Origin of the sequence: Burkholderia sp. AU16741, from assembly GCF_002223345.1 — a bacterium.
Lineage (GTDB): Bacteria > Pseudomonadota > Gammaproteobacteria > Burkholderiales > Burkholderiaceae > Burkholderia > Burkholderia sola.
This window is the reverse complement of record NZ_NKEZ01000003.1, coordinates 693,990-713,119: the sequence shown is the minus strand read 5'-3', so window position 1 is coordinate 713,119 and position 19,130 is coordinate 693,990. Positions and strand designations below refer to the sequence as shown.

At 59.8% G+C, this 19,130-nt stretch carries 16 protein-coding genes; 11 read left to right on the top strand and 5 right to left on the bottom strand.

The window, feature by feature from the left end; translation table 11 throughout:
- Nucleotides 1-435: 435 nt before the first annotated feature.
- The 5 genes from CFB89_RS34005 to CFB89_RS34000 all read left to right on the top strand — a co-directional run bounded on the left by CFB89_RS34005 (nt 436) and on the right by CFB89_RS34000 (nt 6,379).
- The gene (locus CFB89_RS34005; protein WP_144030063.1) at nt 436-1,212 is read left to right on the top strand and encodes a hypothetical protein; all 777 of its coding nucleotides are present in this window, start codon (nt 436-438) and stop codon (nt 1,210-1,212) included.
- A 390-nt stretch (nt 1,213-1,602) separates the two neighbouring features.
- Nucleotides 1,603-2,196, top strand: a complete 594-nt coding sequence (locus CFB89_RS05785) for a recombinase family protein (protein WP_089467916.1) — start codon at nt 1,603-1,605, stop codon at nt 2,194-2,196.
- 138 nt (nt 2,197-2,334) lie between these two features.
- On the top strand, nt 2,335-4,335 hold the full coding sequence (locus tag CFB89_RS05780) for an ATP-binding protein (RefSeq protein ID WP_089467074.1): 2,001 nt from the start codon (nt 2,335-2,337) through the stop codon (nt 4,333-4,335).
- Between the two features lie 32 nt (nt 4,336-4,367).
- Entirely contained in the window at nt 4,368-5,393 is a 1,026-nt protein-coding gene (locus CFB89_RS05775) for a DUF4365 domain-containing protein (protein WP_089467073.1), read from the top strand.
- Nucleotides 5,394-5,608: 215 nt separating this feature from the next.
- On the top strand, nt 5,609-6,379 hold the full coding sequence (locus tag CFB89_RS34000) for a DUF6710 family protein (RefSeq protein ID WP_144030062.1): 771 nt from the start codon (nt 5,609-5,611) through the stop codon (nt 6,377-6,379).
- Nucleotides 6,380-6,524: 145 nt separating this feature from the next.
- Here the strand turns inward: CFB89_RS34000 and CFB89_RS05770 are convergent, their stop codons facing one another.
- The 5 genes from CFB89_RS05770 to CFB89_RS05755 form a co-directional block, all read right to left on the bottom strand.
- Nucleotides 6,525-8,177 (bottom strand): DUF927 domain-containing protein, encoded by a 1,653-nt coding sequence (locus CFB89_RS05770; RefSeq protein WP_089467072.1) that lies wholly within the window; start codon nt 8,175-8,177, stop codon nt 6,525-6,527.
- Nucleotides 8,178-8,290: 113 nt separating this feature from the next.
- Entirely contained in the window at nt 8,291-9,439 is a 1,149-nt protein-coding gene (locus CFB89_RS05765) for a phage/plasmid replication protein, II/X family (RefSeq protein WP_089467071.1), read from the bottom strand.
- 246 nt (nt 9,440-9,685) lie between these two features.
- Nucleotides 9,686-9,946 carry an AlpA family transcriptional regulator gene (locus CFB89_RS05760; RefSeq protein WP_218828340.1) on the bottom strand — a complete coding sequence of 87 codons (261 nt, stop codon included), beginning with the start codon at nt 9,944-9,946 and terminating at the stop codon, nt 9,686-9,688.
- Between the two features lie 194 nt (nt 9,947-10,140).
- Complete coding sequence (locus tag CFB89_RS33995; protein ID WP_144030061.1) at nt 10,141-10,923, bottom strand: hypothetical protein; 783 nt, start codon at nt 10,921-10,923, stop codon at nt 10,141-10,143.
- A gap of 233 nt (nt 10,924-11,156) precedes the next feature.
- Nucleotides 11,157-12,374, bottom strand: coding sequence for an integrase arm-type DNA-binding domain-containing protein (locus tag CFB89_RS05755; protein ID WP_089467070.1), 1,218 nt, complete (start codon nt 12,372-12,374; stop codon nt 11,157-11,159).
- Nucleotides 12,375-13,144: 770 nt separating this feature from the next.
- Here CFB89_RS05755 and CFB89_RS05745 point away from each other — a divergent pair.
- From CFB89_RS05745 to CFB89_RS05720, 6 genes are all read left to right on the top strand, one after another.
- The gene (locus CFB89_RS05745) at nt 13,145-14,170 is read left to right on the top strand and encodes a substrate-binding domain-containing protein (RefSeq protein ID WP_089467069.1); all 1,026 of its coding nucleotides are present in this window, start codon (nt 13,145-13,147) and stop codon (nt 14,168-14,170) included.
- Between the two features lie 76 nt (nt 14,171-14,246).
- Nucleotides 14,247-15,275 carry an ABC transporter substrate-binding protein gene (locus CFB89_RS05740; protein ID WP_089467068.1) on the top strand — a complete coding sequence of 343 codons (1,029 nt, stop codon included), beginning with the start codon at nt 14,247-14,249 and terminating at the stop codon, nt 15,273-15,275.
- A gap of 17 nt (nt 15,276-15,292) precedes the next feature.
- On the top strand, nt 15,293-16,114 hold the full coding sequence (locus CFB89_RS05735) for an ABC transporter permease (RefSeq protein ID WP_089467067.1): 822 nt from the start codon (nt 15,293-15,295) through the stop codon (nt 16,112-16,114).
- 10 nt (nt 16,115-16,124) lie between these two features.
- Nucleotides 16,125-17,027, top strand: a complete 903-nt coding sequence (locus CFB89_RS05730) for an ABC transporter permease (RefSeq protein WP_089467066.1) — start codon at nt 16,125-16,127, stop codon at nt 17,025-17,027.
- A 31-nt stretch (nt 17,028-17,058) separates the two neighbouring features.
- On the top strand, nt 17,059-18,090 hold the full coding sequence (locus tag CFB89_RS05725) for an ABC transporter ATP-binding protein (protein ID WP_069617061.1): 1,032 nt from the start codon (nt 17,059-17,061) through the stop codon (nt 18,088-18,090).
- Nucleotides 18,091-18,172: 82 nt separating this feature from the next.
- Nucleotides 18,173-18,997 carry a phosphodiesterase gene (locus CFB89_RS05720; RefSeq protein ID WP_089467065.1) on the top strand — a complete coding sequence of 275 codons (825 nt, stop codon included), beginning with the start codon at nt 18,173-18,175 and terminating at the stop codon, nt 18,995-18,997.
- The last annotated feature ends 133 nt before the right edge of the window (nt 18,998-19,130 follow it).

Below are 19,130 nucleotides of genomic sequence, written 5' to 3'. Positions count from 1 at the left end.
CAGATTCGTGACATGAGTCGACCCCATTGGGCATTTTTTAACGATTGTATGCGGATATTTCCACAGTCAATTCGACAGCAGCGTGATATTGCGCCTTTTTCTTTCGTTTTGCTTTCGCTTAGGGCGCGAAGATTTCCCATCCTTTACGCAAGGGCACGCAACCCAGTGACCAAGGTTTCGGCGATCAGATCGGGACGGATTCTAGTGGTGCGACGGCGTGCGTTAAGGCACGATCAGCGAAAGCAAGTCATTGGTCACCAATTCGCGAGCCGCGCCTTGGCCTCGACATGACGTAGGACGAGGAATTCGGTAGCTGTTCGCCGTAGGATTAGCACGGCCTGGATCACAATCCATGTCATAGGCCGCATGCCAGGAGCAATTTGATTGCGTTAGATTGTCAGTTACTTTTTTGGACATGTCATATGTGGAGCTCGCGTGGAACACGACGAACAAGGGTTGAATAACAAGGTCATCAAGTGGCTGCGTGAAACCGGCTTCCCTCTCGAAATGGAAGCTGCCGCCGCATTTCGCAATGCAGGCTTCGAGGTTCGTCAGTCAGGAACATTTCGCGACCCTGAATCAAACAAGGGGCGCGAGATTGACGTATTGGCATCTGATCCCGACATAATCGGCGTCATCGATATTTCGTTCGTTATCGAGTGCAAAGCGACCCAGAAACCTTGGATCGTACTCACCGCACAAGATGCACTCGGAAACTTTAATAGAATGACAGCATTTTCAGTCTTATCGCGCGATGCACGAAAAGCGCTTGCGTCACGTTTCCCAGGCCTCCCCCCTGAACTTCGCAAGTATATTAAGCGCTCTAATAAAGGCGGCTACGGCCTTCGTCAGGCCCTTGGCAATGGAGATGATGTCGCATACGCAGCGGCAATGTCTGCCTTAAAGGGATGCCATGATCTAGCCTCGAAAACAAGCACTCACTTCCCCACTTTGACCTTCGCCTTTCCTATCATTGTTGTAGACGCTCCGCTTTTTGAATGTTCGAGGCAGGACGACGGTGAGATCACGATAGAACGTGTCGAAATAAGCGAATTTCTATTCTCCGCACACATCCCTGATCGGCTCGATGCTTGCATCAGGGTTGTAAGCAGAGAGAAATTGGTCGAATTCGCGCGGGAAATGAAAAAACTGGCGGACGTTTTGCGTAGAGAATTCAAGAAGGAAGAGGACGATGCCTTCAAACGCCTTTAGTATTTCATGAACTCGCTCAGCAGAAAAATGTATCTTCGGGTATAGCTAATTGCGAATTCGCCGACTAGCTTAGTTCATCAATGCGAGAACTGCAGTGTCTCCTACTTGGTTTGCAAAACTATCGCATTCAGTTTAAGGATCAGAGTGTCTTTGCCTCCAGTTGCTTGCGCGCTCCGCTCATGGGCTTCAGCTCTGTATGACATCGGGCAAATCTAGACAGAACTTGCGCTGTCAGAGCTGGCCCTCATCGGAATCGACGGATGGGGGATCACTTGGGTATATCGTAACGGGCCACGCACCAGATCATCCGGACGTGGATCAACAGGATCAACCGGTTATTTGATCCATGGTAAAATTGATCCATCAACCCAAGTGATCCACATAAATATCATGCGTAAGCTCTACTACGGGCGAATTTCCACCACGGACGGCCAGTCATCCGCTAGCCAGTACGAGGACGCCAGAGCCCATGGCGTGCTGGACAAGGACGTTTTCATTGACGAGGGCGTGAGCGGCTATCACGTGGCTCCTGACGCACGGGAACAGTGGGGCAGAGCCGAACACGATCTGCGTCACGGAGGCATTCTCATCGTGCGCTGGCTGGACCGGATCAGTCGCCGCTACGACGAGCTACACGCGACCATGCGCCGACTCATGCAACTGGGCGTGCGTGTCGAATGCACGCTCAACGGGATGGTGTTCGATGGGAAAGCAAAGGACCCCATCGAGAAAGCAACGCGCGACGCGATCCTTGCATTCATGGCCGCGCAGGGCGAAGCCGACTACCTGAACCGCGCCGAGATGCAGCGTCGGGGCATCGCAATTGCCAAGGCCGATGGAAAGTACAAGGGGCGAGCGCGGTCGAACGACTACGCAGCGATCAAGGAGTGGCGCGCTGAAAACGGCGCGAGCATTCGAGGGACGGCAGAGCACTTCGGGGTCGGCACTGCGACGGTCAAGCGAGCGTGCGCGGACGGCAATTGAACATGACTGGGTGCCCCACTCTGTCAGTTTCTGACATGCAAGCCGGTCGGTGCAAATGCTCAAGCGTGCATTAGAATCGAGATTCCGTGACGAGGTGACTCGTACCAGTGCGACAAAAAATGCAGAACGAGGGATGCCATGCTTACCAACATCCGGGGACTTGTCGATAGACTCGATTTAGCGCCGTCGCGCGGTCTCATGCCGCTCTTTGAGGCGGTATCGAACGCAATGGACGCTATCGAGGATAAGCATGGCAGCTCTGCAGCCGGTTCAATTAAAATCAAGCTACTCCCGTCCGACGACCTTGCTCAGAAAGGCGGTGACGACACGCTGATTACGGACGGCTTCGACGTGGTTGATGATGGCGTCGGGTTCAATGAACTCAACATCGCTTCTTTCGGAGAGGCATACACACTCTCGAAAGTTAAGCTCGGCGGCAAGGGCGTCGGCAGATTCACCTTCCTCAAGGTCTTCAACCATTGCGAAATACGTAGCGTCTACGAGCGCAACGGCAAGCATTTCGCACGCAACTTCAGTTTCTCGATCACCGAAGAGCTTAATGGGGCGGACAAGGTCACCCCGACCAGCGCTCCGACTGGCACGACGGTTCGAGTGCGCGGTTTAGCAGACCGATACCGCGCCGCGTGGCCGACCGATCCCGCGATACTTGCCGCACGTATCGTTGCACATTTTCTCATTCGCTTTGCCGCGCGCTCTTGCCCCCGCATGACACTTGAAGCTCCCGGGCACGAACCAATAGACCTCCATAAGCTTTTCCAGTCCACCGTGCAGCCGCACATCGAAGATCGCTTCTTTGACGTGCATGGACACACGTTCGCGCTCCAAGCATTCCGACACCGTGACGGTCGCTCGCGTCACGACTATCACTTGTGCGCGAACGGCCGCGACGTGATGACGTACAAGTTGCGCGATCTGCTCCCCGAACTTCCGGAGCGACTGGTGGACGACGCGCAGGAAGCCTACACACTGATAGTGCTTGTGACGGGGGAGTATCTCGACGACCACGCCAATCAGGAACGTACAAAGATTGCATTTCAATCCGAGGAAGAGCCCGAACTTGAGGAAACCCTCGTTTCGCGTCAGGCGCTTAACAAAGGACTTGCGGCAGCGCTACGGTCTGTCCTTGCCGCCGATCTCAAGGTTACCAACGAGGAGAAGATCGCCCAAATCGGTCGCTTCGTTGAGCGAGCACCTGAGTACCGAGTTCTCACTCATGAAAAATATCGTCCGATCCTTGAGCAGCGAGTGCAGCCTGGCCTCAAGGATGAACAACTTGACGAAGCCCTGCTGCATATTCGCCGCGAAATTGAAGACAGTATTCGGATCGAGGAGCGCCATGTCGCGGCGCTTATCGAAAAGGAATCGTTTGATGCGTATCAGGAGCGCATCAAAGGCCTGATGGAAGAAATGAATGATGTTGGCAAAGCTAAACTGGCCGACTATGTTGCGCATCGGCGCACAATCCTGGACTTAGTTAATCAAAGCCTTAAGCGAGTACAAAACGACGAGAAGTACCCCTTCGAGAAGGTGTTGCACAAAATGATCTTCCCAATGGGCGTTTCGTCAAAAGACATCTTTCTCGACCAGCAAAATCTTTGGCTCATTGACGAACGTCTGTGCTTTCATACGCTGTTGACTTCCGACAAGAAACTGAACAAGGTGCCCGGCCTAGGCCAGACGTCCGGAAAGGAGCCAGATATATTTGCGTTCTTCTACGACACCCCCATTGGAGTTGCTGAACCAGACAATCTGCCCGGCGGCGGAGTCGTAATCGTCGAGTTCAAACGGCCAGGCCGGGACAACTATGACAAAGATCCTGCCGACCAAATCATCCAGCGTTTCGTAGAGATCGACCAAGGCGGGGTTAAGGACATCGACGGCCGACCGATAAATCCCGAACGCCTGAGATATACGGGTTACCTCATAGCCGATTTGACCCCGACGCTGCAGCGGCAGGTCGCTATGCGTTACCACAGGACCGCTGACAACGAAGGGTACTTCTACACCCTGCCCGGTGGGAATGGCTCGATCGAGATCATCTCGTACGATAAGCTACTTCGAGATGCCAATCGACGGAATAGAGTACTCTTCGACAAGCTTGGCCTGCACAAGCACTGAAATATCGTCAGTGGCGCGTTCGCTACCGCGCAATGGAAGCGAGGAGCGATGCAGCATTATTCGAACTCTTTACATACCTCCCTATGGACTCTAACCTCCCTACTTCCGACGAAAATAATCAAACGGGCCGCCTAGGTGTAAGCCAGCTTCAGGTCATCTTCGAGAAGGAGGGTTGGATTTTTCGACGTCAAGCGGGGGACGACGATTTTGGCATTGACGGCGAAATCGAAATTGTTGAACGCAACAAGGTCACCGGGCGCATCGCGAAATGTCAAGTCAAATCTAGCAAGAAGATCACGTTTAAGGATGGCGAGTCGTCAGTGTCCGTCAAAACTTCGACGTACAACCTATGGAAAGCGACCCCAACTATTACAATTTTGTTCCACGTTGACACCTCCTCTGGAGCCGCGTACTGGACCCCTGCGCTGACACATCACCCTAGAACGGGAGCATCTTCATTTTCTGTTAAATTCGATGAATCGAATGACCTTCGGCACGGTCTCTCCCCCCTTCGTGCTTACCTCGATTCTTGGTTCACAGCTCGTGCCGGTGATGCAATGTTGCGAGAGATTCCTCCGTTCCATGCCATGTACGAAAGGCTCAAATCCGATGTTGACCACTACGATGCATGGTCTGAACTAGCAGAAGCAGAGGACGGAGATTTTCGCCTTTTCTATCGTCATGCCCTTCGTTTGCGCCTCGAAGTCGGCCTCTCGAACGACGAACTTCCGTCGCTTGATGACTGGTACATGCGCAACTCGGGTTTATGGAACGGTGGTTCCTTGCTGTCCTGGGGGACCTTCAGTGAAGCGATGAAGTTGATCGATCAAGCTTATCAGGAGGCATTGAGCAAGGTCGTCGAACGAGTCAAAAGCACAGAACTGACCGTCGAAAACCAAGATCTCTGGAATTTTGCCGGGCGTATAGCGACCGCCCGGCACATTCATCAGGTAATGGTGGATCACCGTGAATCGGACCCAAAGTTTCACGCAGCCATCGAGGCCAAGCTTAAAGCAATCGGCGCACTCAAGTTTTCATTTCAAGCGCGCAACTCGTGATATGCCAGCGCGAATATGTTGCGGCATGTCACTCGCCGGTTGACATGTCATCAATAGGGCACACGTCCGGAGTACCACTCGCGCGCCCGCAGAAGCAAGGACCTTCGAAAAGCTATACGCCTAGATGCAATAATCGAGGCGCCTGTGCCATCGCAATGATGGCGCCTCCATCAAGTTCGGGGGCTCATAGGTACAAAGAAAAAAGAGGAACAAGGATGTCGGGAAATCTGGGCGATTTGAAGGTTGTGGACCCACAAACCATTGGAATGAGCTTCTTGGAACGCTGGCGTTTCAAAATACTTCGGCAACTCCGGCCCCGTAAGCGCATAAAGCGCAAAACGTCCTTCGAAAATATTATCGACATGGCCCATTTTGTCGCAGATAAAAATCCAGGCGCGCTGTACGATCTTGTCAAATTGATTCTCCGGCCGATTCAGGCTGAGGCAATGCTTGGTGTCGTGGAGAATGCGGAGCATGAGGCGCCAGCTGACATTGAAGGTCCGACGTTCTTTTTCACCGACAATAATTTTCGAACCGATGAACTTTACGAGCGCGAGCTGTCCAATGAGCAGTTTCGCATACGGCTGTCGACAGACGTAGTGCTCCCTTGGCCGTGGAATCGCCAGCGCATTGCAAATACGCTCTCATCAATCGGCACAGGCAAAGCGGCGGGTCCATGGGAGCAGGATTTCAAAAACCACTGTGTGTTGCTCTGGCTGCCGTGGGGCATTGCGTTTGTCGCAGGCGGCAATCATTCACTGACAGCGGGGATTGTGTCAGGTGAAGGCGAGCTGGTACCGGAAGCCGTCTATGACATGTCCGCCATGTTGGACAGGGTCCACTGTGATGGACGGCACTATCATGAGGTTGCGACTGGCCGCAAAATCGCTCCAGTCAGCAATCCACGCATTGCTGCCGTATTTGAAATCGGTCGCCTCATGATGGCGCATGGCGTAGTGCCGAATCGCCTCCGCAGCCAGTCGTGAACACGTTCATATACAGGTTGATCGTCTCCGAAGACCTCAGGCTGATCGCCATCGAAGCCTCCGTTCCGTCATTTAGTTCAAGGCTACGTAGATTTGCAGATTTGTAGATCGAAGGCCGCAGCATCATACTGCGGCCTAATCGTGCTTACTCTACGAAAATTGCATCCTTTTGCAATGCATACGTGCTTGGCTTCACGTTGGGATGATTGGGCACGACGAACTGACTCGTCGGCCTGTCTTCCAACCCGAGGATCAGCAGCCCCTTGCGCACCAGAGCATTTTTTACCGCTTTCTTGCCGTACTTCTCATTGATCTTGCGTAAGGCATCGGGGAGCAGCAACACCATATCGATGCCTTTGGCTGTATACGTGAACCCGATCTGCGTGTCGCGGTCGGCATCGCAAAACGCCGAGTACGGCGGCAATCGATTCCGGTGTTTCAACACGAGGTCGCGTACTGCCTCTGCAATTTCGTCTTCCGGCGCATGCATGTCTGCGCGATATTGCCGCAACCAGTCGGCGAAACAGGAGCACATGGCGGAGGCGACGTCCCCCGTTGTAACGCCAACTACGCCCGCGTCAATAGCAACGAAGCCCGAAGTGGCTGCAAAGGCAAAGTGCTCAAGCACGCGTTCCTGAACTCCGTCTGAAGCATCGAAGTTGCAGCCCGCGCTAATGGCCTCCTTTAAACCGGCATAGTAGCCTTCGTGCTTTTGACGAACCGCCGGAATATTCGCTGCCACGTACTGACCAAACGACCGCCACGCTACCCCATGCACTTCGCGCAGTTTCGAACGAACCCGTGCCGAGAACGTTGCGCCGTTGCTTTCACCGTGCAGGTTGTCGAACGCGCCGTGCTGACCGTTGACAGGCAGTGTAATGAAGCGTGCGAGCTGACCAGCCACCGCTTGCTGGCCGCTATGGCGAATACGATCAGCCGGGCTTTCTTCGCCCGCCGAGATAATCACGGTTGACAACTGAGCCTGATTCGCAAGACTGCCGTTCGTCTTCGCGCGCAATCTGCCGCTCCCGTTCGTGAGGCGATACACCGACTGCCCGAAAGACGCGATATCCGACTGGCCCAGTTCATCAATGATGAGCGGCAAGTCCTTGTGCTGCGCCGCGTACGCTTCCAAACCGTTCGCGGTCGCTTCCCAGTTAGCAAGGAACTCCGGCGAACCAGTGAGGGCTTGCACGAGGCGCAGGATTGTCGATTTTCCAGTGCTGGAGCTGCCGACCAGATTCACGCAAACGCCGCTCTGACCGAACAGCTTCAGGAGCGCTGACGCGAAGGCAAAACAGAGCGTGACGATCATGAGCGGATTGCCGCTGCACAGGGCCGTTACTTCGACCCAGTCCGCGAGCGTACCCGCCGTTGCACGCGAGTTCGCCTGGACACGGGCCACGCGCTCGACGCGTTCGGAAAAACGTTCGTTGCCGGAAATGTAGCTCAGCTGTTGGCCGTGGTCGACCCATCCGTCGCGCTCCACACGCAGAATTGTCGTGCCGCCACCGCAGGCGCGCAGGAAATCCGCGACGTGCTTCGGCGCATCGATCGAGTACAATTCGACACCGTGTTCGATCAGGTGACGCGCAAGCTGCTTCGGGCTCAGGATCAAGGTAACCGGAATCTCGATCTCCTTCCAGACATCACCCGCGCCCTTGATTTCCACCAGGTACGCGGGATGGCGGCCATCCGCATTGACTACTTTTGCGACGTACCTCATTTCCGAGCACGGCAACTTCCACACGTCAGGGGGCGGGTTGAGTGCCACATTTTCAATGTCAGTAAGGTTCATATTGTTTGGTGTTCCATTTGCGGCCCGCGCTGCCTCGTAATAGCGCGGGCCGTAGTTGAAATTTGCGTCATGCCTGTTCGTGCAGGCCTACGCGATCCTAGACACACGCCCCTTTACGCGAGACGGCAATGCGCTTGCTTCACAGGGAGCGGTGCGAACCGTGCATCGACCAGCCACGGCGGCGTCGGCTTGATGCGCGAAGCGGTCAGCACTTTCGCCAGCGGCACGACTTTGGCGCGCGCGGGGGACTTCAGGTCGATCTTCTGCTTGCGGAACGTCGCGCGATGCCGAGCCATAGTGCGCTCCGAATACACCAGTTCCATCGGCGCGTTCAGCTTGTGCAGCGCGATGACGGGTCGAAGGCGATCCGGCACGCCATCGAAGTCGGCGCGGCTCATCCCCGACGACACGACATTGAGGACTGGCACGTTGCGGTAGTAGCGGTTGAAAATCTCCTTCGGCGCATCGCCACTCCATGCCTTAACGTTTTGCAGCCCGCGCTTCTTCAGTTCCGCACTCCGCAAGCGAACTTCAATGCGCAGCAGGCCGTCGCACTCGTTGCACAGGGAATCGAAGAACCCCTGCTCGTCGTTGCCCCCGCGCTTCGCTTTGGGGAGGTATTTACGGCGTACGTCTTCGCCCTTGTCGTAAAAGATAACGCTGTAGTAGCGGCTGTTCTGCGGTGTCCAGTAGACCGAGGTGAACGCCTTCCGCACCATGCAATCCTGTTCGATCAGTTGCCGAGCGATCTGACGCAAACACGTCTTCACGAAACGACCCGAGCCGAACTGCAGATTCACGGCCAGATCGACGCGGTGCAACGTAACATGCTCGTCGATCAGTTTCTGCATCGGCACGGCAAACGAGAAACCCAACATCTTCTTGAGGTGCGAGATCACATACACCAATCCCTTCGCGAGACGCTGCGAAGTGAACACGTTCTGGCCGAGGGCGAACCCGAACGGCGAACCTTCCACGCGCAACGTCTTGGTGATCGGATTGAACCGCACCTGCAAGTTATGCATGCCGTACTTGCCGATTACGGGCAAGCGATTCGTGCTGTTGAAAAGGACCTCGCCATCGGCGTTGCTGACCAAGCAGCGCGTCTGATTGGACACGTCCCACTCGATGCCGCTAACCGTGAGATCGACCGTATCGACGTTCACACAGTCAGCCGGGCGGAACGCCATGCCGATCTGCGCGAGCATCTTGGTAGTCGCTTTCAGGGTTGGGCTGACAAATTGACTCGGACGAGTTTTCATCAGGCATGCACCTGCTGCAACACAACCTGCGGTTGCGTATTAGCACGGAGGCCGACGCGGGACGATCCGTCGTGCGGCGGTCCTACACCACGCTTGGTGTTAGAGAGAGGCATAGCAACTCCTTATGTTAGATAGGAAACCTATATATTTACAATTGATGTCGTAATGGGTATATAGAGTATGTAATTACAGCGGGAAGATAAGAACTGACGGCACCTCTCACGCTTCCGATTGCCAATTTGTCAGCTACGTGCGCTGAGCGATCTTCGCGTGCATCCACGCCGCGACTTCAGCCTCGACCCACGCAACCGACTTTGCACCGATCGGGACCGGCTTCGGGAACTCGTTCTTGGCGATAGCGGCGTAGAGCGACGAACGGGACAGCCCCGTGCGCTTCTCGACTACCTTGCGGCGGAGGAACACGACCGGTGCGTTCGCCTTGTCGTCCATCAGCAAGTTGTGGTTCTCTGCCGCCGACGGGGCAGCGCGGTGGTTCTTTGCGTACATCCCAACTCTCCCATGTATGCAGTGAAATCCTGCATGAACATAAGACCATAGCGACGCAAATGCTGTAAGGAGCAATATTGGAAGATGACTCGTGCTACAGGGTTCACGAGTCGGGTAGGACTCGTGAACCCTCCCACAGCAGACAGGCCAACTTGGGAGAGGAAAAGACGTTGTGTCGGTTCGAGTGCAGAAAGCTACAGCTCGGCAGCTTCGCCAGCCCTGACATGGCGGCTGGCATTCTCTATCTGTCCGGCAAGTACCATTTCAAGGTAGGTATGCTGAGCGCATTTCTCCGCCGTTCGGAAAGCGTTCTTGAACTTGGCCCGGAGTTCCTCACGTCCCAGCCGCTTTGCGACGGTCGGAAATAGATTTCGATAAATTTCCGGCTGCGACCATGCTTCGCCTCGAGATCGTGCCTCGGCTGACTGCGCGTGACGCTTGGCGTCCAACATACGAAGCCAGCGAATTCGCTCGCCTACCGTGCCAATCCTGGCTTTGTTTCTCGGTAGCCTGGTATTTTGCAAACGAGCAAGCATGCGCGCATGCTCTTTCAGAGTCTTCTCTGCCATCAGAAGCTGTGCCGTAAGGGCGTTACTGCTATACAGCGCGGCCTCGGGGTTGAAGCGTATGAGAACTTCCCCCTGACGTATCGATACGTCCTCGCAATTAATTCCTCGCTGCCGTTCCGTGCAACGCCATATCCCTATAACATTGAACGCGGGCTTCGCGCCGACCTGATAAGGTTCGTCGCAATGCTTGAACTTCTTCAGATGAAATTGACGCGCGATGCGCGTTCGCGTCGAAAGCTCTTCACCCGGTGTCCGAGCCGGCGTACGACAAGCCGCAATAAATTCCTCGTTGCGGCACAAAAATTCCCATGCCCATCGATGAAGAGGCCATTTTTCATAACCCTTATAGGCGGATTCCTCGTGGCCGCTGGGAAGCTGCCGTCTTTTCGGCGGTTGGTCTGTTGCCATAGATCGTGCCCGTATGAAAGCCGTGCTCTTTACCGCACACCAAAAGGAGACGTCGATGTGACCGCTCCGCACCTGTCGCGCCAATGAGGATATGCGCAGGAAATCGTCAAGCGCCAACAATCAGATGAGCGACCGCGACATGCCCTCGATCGGATACCGGTGCGCTTTCACGGTATTGCCGGCACGCTCGCCGTCGAGTACTGGCTTGCGGAACAACTTGCGCTGAAACAACGTTATCCCAATGCGGCATCAATCGAAATTGTCTGCGCACCGTCCTTCAATTGCTCCAAGTAGTTCGCCCATCGTTGCATCATTGCACGACGCTCTCGGAGAAACTTGGTCCGGTTGTAGGCGGCACCCAGGTTATCTGGTACAACGTGGGCAAGCTGATGCTCGATGACTTCCGGTTTCTGCTCCAGTTCCTCATGCAGAATCGTGCGAGCCATCGCTCGGAATCCGTGGCCTGTAATTTCGGTGCGTGTGTCGTAGCCAAGCCGGCGCAACGCCGCATTGATTGCCGCATCACTCATCGGACGGTCCTTTGTTCGCGCACCCGGAAACACAAAACGCCATGTCCCTGTTAGCGCGTGCAATTCCCGCAAGATTGCGACGGCTTGGGTGGCAAGTGGCACCAAATGCTCGGTCCTTGTCTTAGTCACGAGATAACGCCATTCACCTTTATCTAGATCGAACTGTGACCACTCGGCCTGCCGCAACTCGCCGGGCCGTACGAACAACATGGGCGCAAGTCTGAGCGCGCATTGCACCGGGAATGTACCGGAGAACCCGTCAAACGCCCGAAGCATTTCCCCAACTTTGGCCGGTTCGGTAATCGCCGCAAAATGAGTTGTCTGCGCAGGCGGTATTGCATCTACCAAATCGCGGGCGGGATCGGTTTTGCAGTAACCTTCCTTGATGCCGTAACGAAAAACGCGGCTGATTTCGCTACGAACCCGGTGGGCGGTAAACCGTGCCCCGCGACCGTCGATCCGTTTCAGCACTGCGAGAATCTCTGGCGCATCAATCTCCGCTATCGGCCTTCGACCGAGCCACGGAAATACGTCGCTCTTGAATCGTGCAAGCGTCTTCTCGTACTGACCGATCTCTACGACCGTTTTCCGCTCGTCCATCCATCCTTGCGCGACTACCTCGAAGGAGTTGCTCGCAGCAAGGCGAGCCGCTCGCTTCTCTACACGCTTCGCTTCGCCGGGATCAATTCCCACTGCGAGCTTTCTGCGGGCTGCATCCCTTTTTTCTCGCGCGACGGCCAGAGTCACATCTGGATAGACGCCGAGCGCCAACAACTTTTCCTTTCCGGCAAAGCGATATTTGAGTCGCCAGTAACGCTGCCCTGCTGACGTAACGAGCAAGAATAAACCACCGCCATCGAACAGCTTCTGCGGCCGTGCCCCGGGCTTGGCATTCCGGATGGCTGTATCGGTTAGCGGCATAGGGGGGGGTATCTCCAGAAGAACGTGTGAAAATGGTAGCATACACCCCCAAACATACCCCCAAATACCCCCGGATTTCGATCGCTCGAAGCGGAACGACTCGGAAACAAAAAACCCGCCAAAGCGTCGTTTTTGGCGGGTTTCAGGGCTTCCTCGGAATCAACTAGAATATTTTTTGGTGCCGGGGACCGGACTCGAACCGGCAAGCCAGTTAAGGCGGCGGATTTTCGTCACACTGCTTCTTTCAAAGCCGGCGTCGCGGGCGCGAGCCGTTCGTGCGCTGGACTATGCCTTCACCGTCGCGCGCGGGCGTAACCACTGCCCGTGCGCCTTAGGCGCCCCCCGTCTAGTCTCTACACCTTCCTCGCGGCTGCCGCGAGGCTTGGCTCGGCGTTGCCTCGATGCGCACATCAGGGGTTTCGCCGAATTTGAAGGGTTCTGCACCGACCGTTTCCGGCCGGGCACTCAATCGTTTAAGTCCGCTATGTTTACCAATTTCATCACCCCGGCAACAGGGCGGACGCGATTCTACCATTGCTCGCGCATGCGCTCCCTTATTCCGCAACGCCGCATCGCGATACCGGCGCCACCGCATCGCTTGCTCCCGCGCCGCGACCGCCGCCGATACAATCGACCGCGCGTCGTCCACCGCCCCCACCGTCTGACGTTTGTATCGTGCTTTTCGCGAAACAAGCGTCGCGTGCGTCATCGCGAAGTCACAAACGTTTTCGATAATTCCCCGGCCGAAAACGTTTACATCGCACGATTTCATGACCTCGACCATCAAGGACGTCGCCGCCCTCGCGGGCTTCTCGATCGCCACCGTTTCGCGTGCGATCAACGCGCCGCATACCGTCAGCCCCGCCACGCTGCAGACGATCCGCTCCGCCATCGACGCGCTGCAGTTCCGCCCGAGCCCGCTCGGTCGGCAACTGCGCGGCGAGCGCACGCGGCTCGTCGGCGTCGTCGTGCCGACGCTGTCGAACCCGGTGTTCGCCGACTGCCTGCAAGGCATCGACGAACTCGCGACCGCGGCCGGTTTCAAGCTGATCCTGATGACGACCGAATACGACGCGGCGCGCGAGCGTCATGCGATCGAGACGCTGCGCGAGCAGCGCGTCGAAGGGCTGATCCTCACCGTCGCCGATGCGGACACGCACCCGCTGCTCGACATGCTCGACCACGACGGCCCGCACTACGTGCTGATGCACAACGACCCCCGACGCCGCCCGTCGGTGTCGGTCGACAACCGCCGCGCCGCGTATGACGGCGTGCAACGACTGACCGCGCACGGCCATCGCCGCGTGCTGATGCTGGCCGGTTCGCTCGCCGCGTCGGATCGCGCACGCCAGCGTCATCTCGGTTATGCGCAGGCGCTCGATGAAGCCGGCGTGGCGCCGCTGCCGCCCGTCGAAGTCGACTTCAACGCGCCCGAGCTGCCCGATGCGGTGCTTGCGCATCTCACCGCGCACGCCACGCGCCCGACCGCCCTCTTCTGCAGCAACGACCTGCTCGCGATGGTCGTGATGCGCGGCCTGCGCCGCGCCGGTTTCTCGATTCCCGACGATCTGTCGGTGCTCGGCTTCGACGGAATCGCGATCGGCGAGCTGCTCGCGCCGCCGCTCGCGAGCGTCGCGACGCCGAACCGCGACATCGGCCGCCACGCGTGGCAGCGTCTCGTCGAATGCATCGGCGGCGCGGCGATCGAGCGCACGTCGACGATCCTGCCGCACACGGTGCGCGACGGCGCGACGATCGCGCCACCGGCCACCGACCTGCAACTGCGCAAGGCCTGAACGCCGAACGCACGCGCCGCGCGGTCACACATACCCCATAACCCCAGCGCCACACCTACTCGCCCGGAGATTCACCGTGTCCTTTCGCCTGACCTCGCTGCTGCGCGCGCTTGCCGCGCCGCTCGCCCTCGCCGCGCTCGTCGCCGGCGCCCCCGCCGCCCACGCCGACGAAACGGCGATCTGCTACAACTGCCCGCCCGAATGGGCCGACTGGGCCGCGCAGATCGCCGCGATCAAGCAGAAGACCGGCATCCGCGTGCCGTCCGACAACAAGAACTCGGGCCAGGCGATCGCGCAGCTGATCGCCGAGCAGAAGAGCCCGGTGGCCGACGTCGTCTACCTCGGCGTGTCGTCGGCGTTCCAGGCGAAGGACAAGGGCGTGATCGCGCCGTACAAGCCCGCGCACTGGAACGACATTCCCGCGAACCTGAAGGACCCGCAAGGCTACTGGTTCGCGATCCACTCGGGCACGCTCGGCTTCTTCGTGAACAAGGACGCGCTCGACGGCAAGCCGGTGCCGCGTTCGTGGGCAGACCTGCTGAAGCCCGAATACAAGGGCATGGTCGGCTATCTCGACCCGTCGAGCGCGTTCGTCGGCTACGCGGGCGCGGTCGCCGTCAACCAGGCGCTCGGCGGCAGCCTCGACAACTTCAAGCCGGGCCTCGACTGGTTCCGCAAGCTGAAGGCGAACGCGCCGATCGTGCCGAAGCAGACGGCCTATGCCCGCGTGCTGTCCGGCGAGATTCCGATCCTGCTCGACTACGACTTCGATGCGTATCGCGCGAAATACAAGGACAACGCGAACGTCGAGTTCGTGATTCCGAAGGAAGGCACGATCGCGGTGCCGTACGTGATGAGCCTCGTGAAGGGCGCGCCGCACGACGCGAACGGCAAGAAGGTGCTCGACTTCGTGCTGTCGGACGAAGGCCAGAAGCTGTGGGCGAACGCCTACCTGCGCCCGGTGCGGGCGCAGGCGCTTGGCGCCGACGTCGCCGCGAAGTTCCTGCCGGCGAGCGAATACGCGCGGGCGAAGGCGGTCGACTTCGGCAAGATGGCGGCCGGCCAGCAGGCGTTCGGCCAGCAGTACCTGCAGATCATGCAGTAAGCGGCCGGCCCCACGTCATGCTCGACCTGACTTTTCCGCTGCGCTGGCGCGTCGCGCTCGTCGCGCCGGCGCTGGCGGTATTCGCCGCGTTCTGGCTGCTGCCGATGGCGTCGCTCGTGCAGGTGTCCGCCGACGGCGCCTTCTTCTCGCACTACGCGGCGCTGCTCGGCAACGCGCGCTACATGAAGAGCCTCGGCGAGACGGTCGCGCTGTCCGCGGGCGTCACGCTCGCGACGCTCGCGCTGTCGACGATCTCGGGCCTGCTGCTCGCGCGCCGCGAATTCGCCGGCAAGCGCGTGCTGCTCGCGCTGCTCACGTTTCCGCTTGCGTTCCCGGGCGTCGTCGTCGGCTTCATGGTGATCATGCTTGCCGGGCGCCAGGGGCTGATCGGCATGCTGTCGACGAAGCTCACCGGCGACAAGTTCGTGTTCGCGTATTCGGTGGCCGGCCTGTTCATCGGCTACCTGTACTTCTCGATTCCGCGCGTGATCGTCACCGTGATCGCGGCCGCGTCGAAGCTCGACGCGTCGCTCGAGGAAGCCGCGCGTTCGCTCGGCGCGTCGCCGTGGCGCATCTTCGTCGACATCGTGTTGCCCGCGCTTGCGCCCGGCCTGATCGCGGCCGGCGCGATCTGCTTCGCGACCGCGATGGGCGCGTTCGGCACCGCGTTTACGCTCGCCACCGATCTGAACGTGCTGCCGATGACGATCTATACCGAATTCACGCTGAACGCGAACATCGCGACGGCAGCCGGCCTGTCGATCGTGCTCGGCATCGTCACCTGGGCCGTGCTCGCGCTCGCGCGCCGCTTCACCGGTCACACCGCCGCCGCGGCCTGAGGATTTCCGCATGCAATCGCTTTCCGGCTCTTCCACGCCGTCGCCGGCACCTGCTCCGGCTCCCCTGCACGCGAAACGCGCCGCCCGGCATGCGCCGCGCGTCGCCGGCACGCGTGCGATCGCCGCGCTGCAATGGGGCGTCACGCTGCTGCTGGGCGCGTTCCTGATCGTACCCGTCGTGATGTCGGTGCTCGCGGGGCTGACCGTCAACTATTTCCGCGGGCTGTCGAGCGGCCTCACGCTGCGCTGGCTCGAACAGGTGTGGCAGCAGTATCACGGCTCCGTCGCGCTGTCGCTCTACGTCGCGTTCGCGACGCTCGCGATCGTGCTCGCGATCGGCGTGCCGGCCGGCTATGCGCTCGCGCGCAGCAAGAGCCGCCTCGCGCGTGCGATCGAGGAAGCGCTCGTGCTGCCGGTCGCGCTGCCGGGTCTGGCTTCGGCGCTCGCGCTGCTGGTCGTGTACGGCGGCTTCACCGCGTTCCGGATGAGCCTGTGGTTCATCGTCGTCGGCCACGTCGTGTTCACGCTGCCGTTCATGGTGCGCGCGGTCGCGGCGGTTGCTGCCGGCGCCGACCTGCGCACGCTCGAGGAAGGCGCGGCCAGCCTCGGTGCGTCGTTCGTCACGCGCTTCGTCACGATCGTGCTGCCGAACCTGCGGCCGGGGATCGTCGCCGGTGCGCTCGCGGTGCTCACGCTGTCGATCGGCGAGTTCAACCTCACGTGGATGCTGCATACGCCCGACACCAAGACGCTGCCGGTCGGGCTCGCCGATACGTACGCATCGCTCCGCCTCGAAGTCGGCAGCGCATACACGATCCTGTTCCTGCTGATGACGCTGCCGCTGCTCGTCGCGATGCAGTGGCTCGGCGTCGATCCGTCCGGTACGCGCGCGCTGAAGAAGCGCGCGCGCTGAAGAAGCGCCCGCGCTGAATTTTCTTGCAGACATGAAACTCGATTCCACTCCCATCACCCTGACCGGCTGCGCGAAGACGTTCCGCGGCACACGTGTGCTCGAACCGCTCGATCTGTCGATCGGCGCCGGCGAAACGCTCGTGCTGCTCGGGCCGTCCGGCTGCGGCAAGACCACCACGCTGCGCCTGATCGCGGGCCTCGACACGCCGGACGCCGGCGGCACGATCGCGTTCGGCGACGACGACGTCACCGCACTGCCGATCGAGCGCCGGCAAGTCGGCATGGTGTTCCAGAACTACGCGCTGTTTCCGAACCTGACGGTGCGCGGCAACGTCGGCTACGGGCTGAAGATCCGCAAGACCGAGCCGCGTGCATTGCGCGAACGCGTCGACGAACTGCTCGCGATGATGCGGCTCGACGCGCATGCGGACAAACCGGTCGATCAACTGTCGGGCGGCCAGCGGCAGCGCGTCGCGCTGGCGCGCGCGCTCGCGGTGCGGCCGCGCGTGCTGCTGCTCGACGAACCGCTGACCGCGCTCGACGCGAAGCTGCGCGACGTGCTGCGCCGCGACATGAACGCGCTGCTGCGCGAGCTCGGCGTGACGACCGTCTACGTGACGCACGACCAGGCCGAAGCGATGGAGCTCGGCGACCGGATCGTCGTGATGGGCGCGGGCCGCATCGAACAGATCGGCACACCGCGCGAGATCTACTACCAGCCCGCGAACCGCACGGTCGCGCAGTTCATCGGCACGCTGAACCGGCTCGCGGGCCAGTGGCGCGACGGCGCGCTCGAAACGACGGGCGGCGCGATCGTCACGCCGCATGCGGCCGACGAATGGTTCTTCCGCCCCGAGGATGCGCAGCTTGCCGATCCCGCGCATGCGCCGCTGCGCGGTGCGGTCGGCGCGTGCGCGTTCCTCGGCGAACGCACGCGGCTCACGATCGAGCATGCGGCGCCGGACGCGCTCGTGATCGACGTGCCGGGCCGCATCGCGCTCGCGCGCGGCACGGCGGTCGGCCTCACGATCGCGCCGGAAGGCCTGATCGCGCTCGGCGCGTAAGCCGTCGATCGGGCATCATCCAGGCAGCCCCCACGCGGCGCACGCCGCCGCGACAACAACCAGACGATTCCGAGGAACGACGATGCTGCTTGCTCAAATCAGCGATCTCCACATCAAGCGGCCGGGCCAGCTCGCGTACCGCCGCGTCGACACGGCGGCCGCGCTCGCGCGCTGCGTCGAGAAACTGAACGCACTCGTGCCGCGCCCCGACGCCGTGCTCGTCACCGGCGACCTGACCGACTTCGGCCACGACGAAGAGTACGGCAACCTGCGCGGACTGCTCGATGCGCTCGAGATTCCGTATTACCTGATGATCGGCAATCACGACGACCGCGCCGGTTTGCGCCGCGCGTTCGCCGATCGCGCCGAGCTGCAGGACGGCGAATTCGTGCAGTACGCGCTCGACGTCGGTGCGGTACGCGTGCTCGCGCTCGATTCGCAGGTGCCGGGCGCGAGCCACGGCGACCTGTGCGATGCCCGGCTCGCGTGGCTCGCCGCGCAGCTCGACGCCGCGCGCGACCGGCCGGTGATCGTCGCGTTGCATCACCCGCCGTTCGCGTCCGGCATCGGGCACATGGACAAGCTACGGCTCGCGCCCGCCGCCGCCGCGAAACTCGATGCGCTGCTGCGCGGCCATCCGAACGTCGAGCGCGTGCTGTGCGGTCACGTGCACCGCACGATGTTCACGCGCTTCGGCGGCACGCTCGCGTGCGCGGTGCCGTCGCCCGCGCACCAGGTCGCATTCGACTTGCGAGTCGATGGGCCGTCCGCGTTCCGGCTCGAACCGCCGGCGTTCGCGGTCCATCGTCATGCGCCCGATACGGGGATGATGTCGCATCACGTCTATGTGGACGAAGGCGCCGGACCGTATCCGTTCTACGAGCCGACGGGCGAGCTGGTCGACTGACGACGCGAAGCGCGTGCCGCGACGGGCGGCGGCCGGCCGGTTGTGCCGGTTATACCGGTTATGCCGCCGGCAGGATTCGCGTCGCTCCGGTATGATCGGCAGCCTCGACCGGCGCCCGGCCTGACTGCGCACC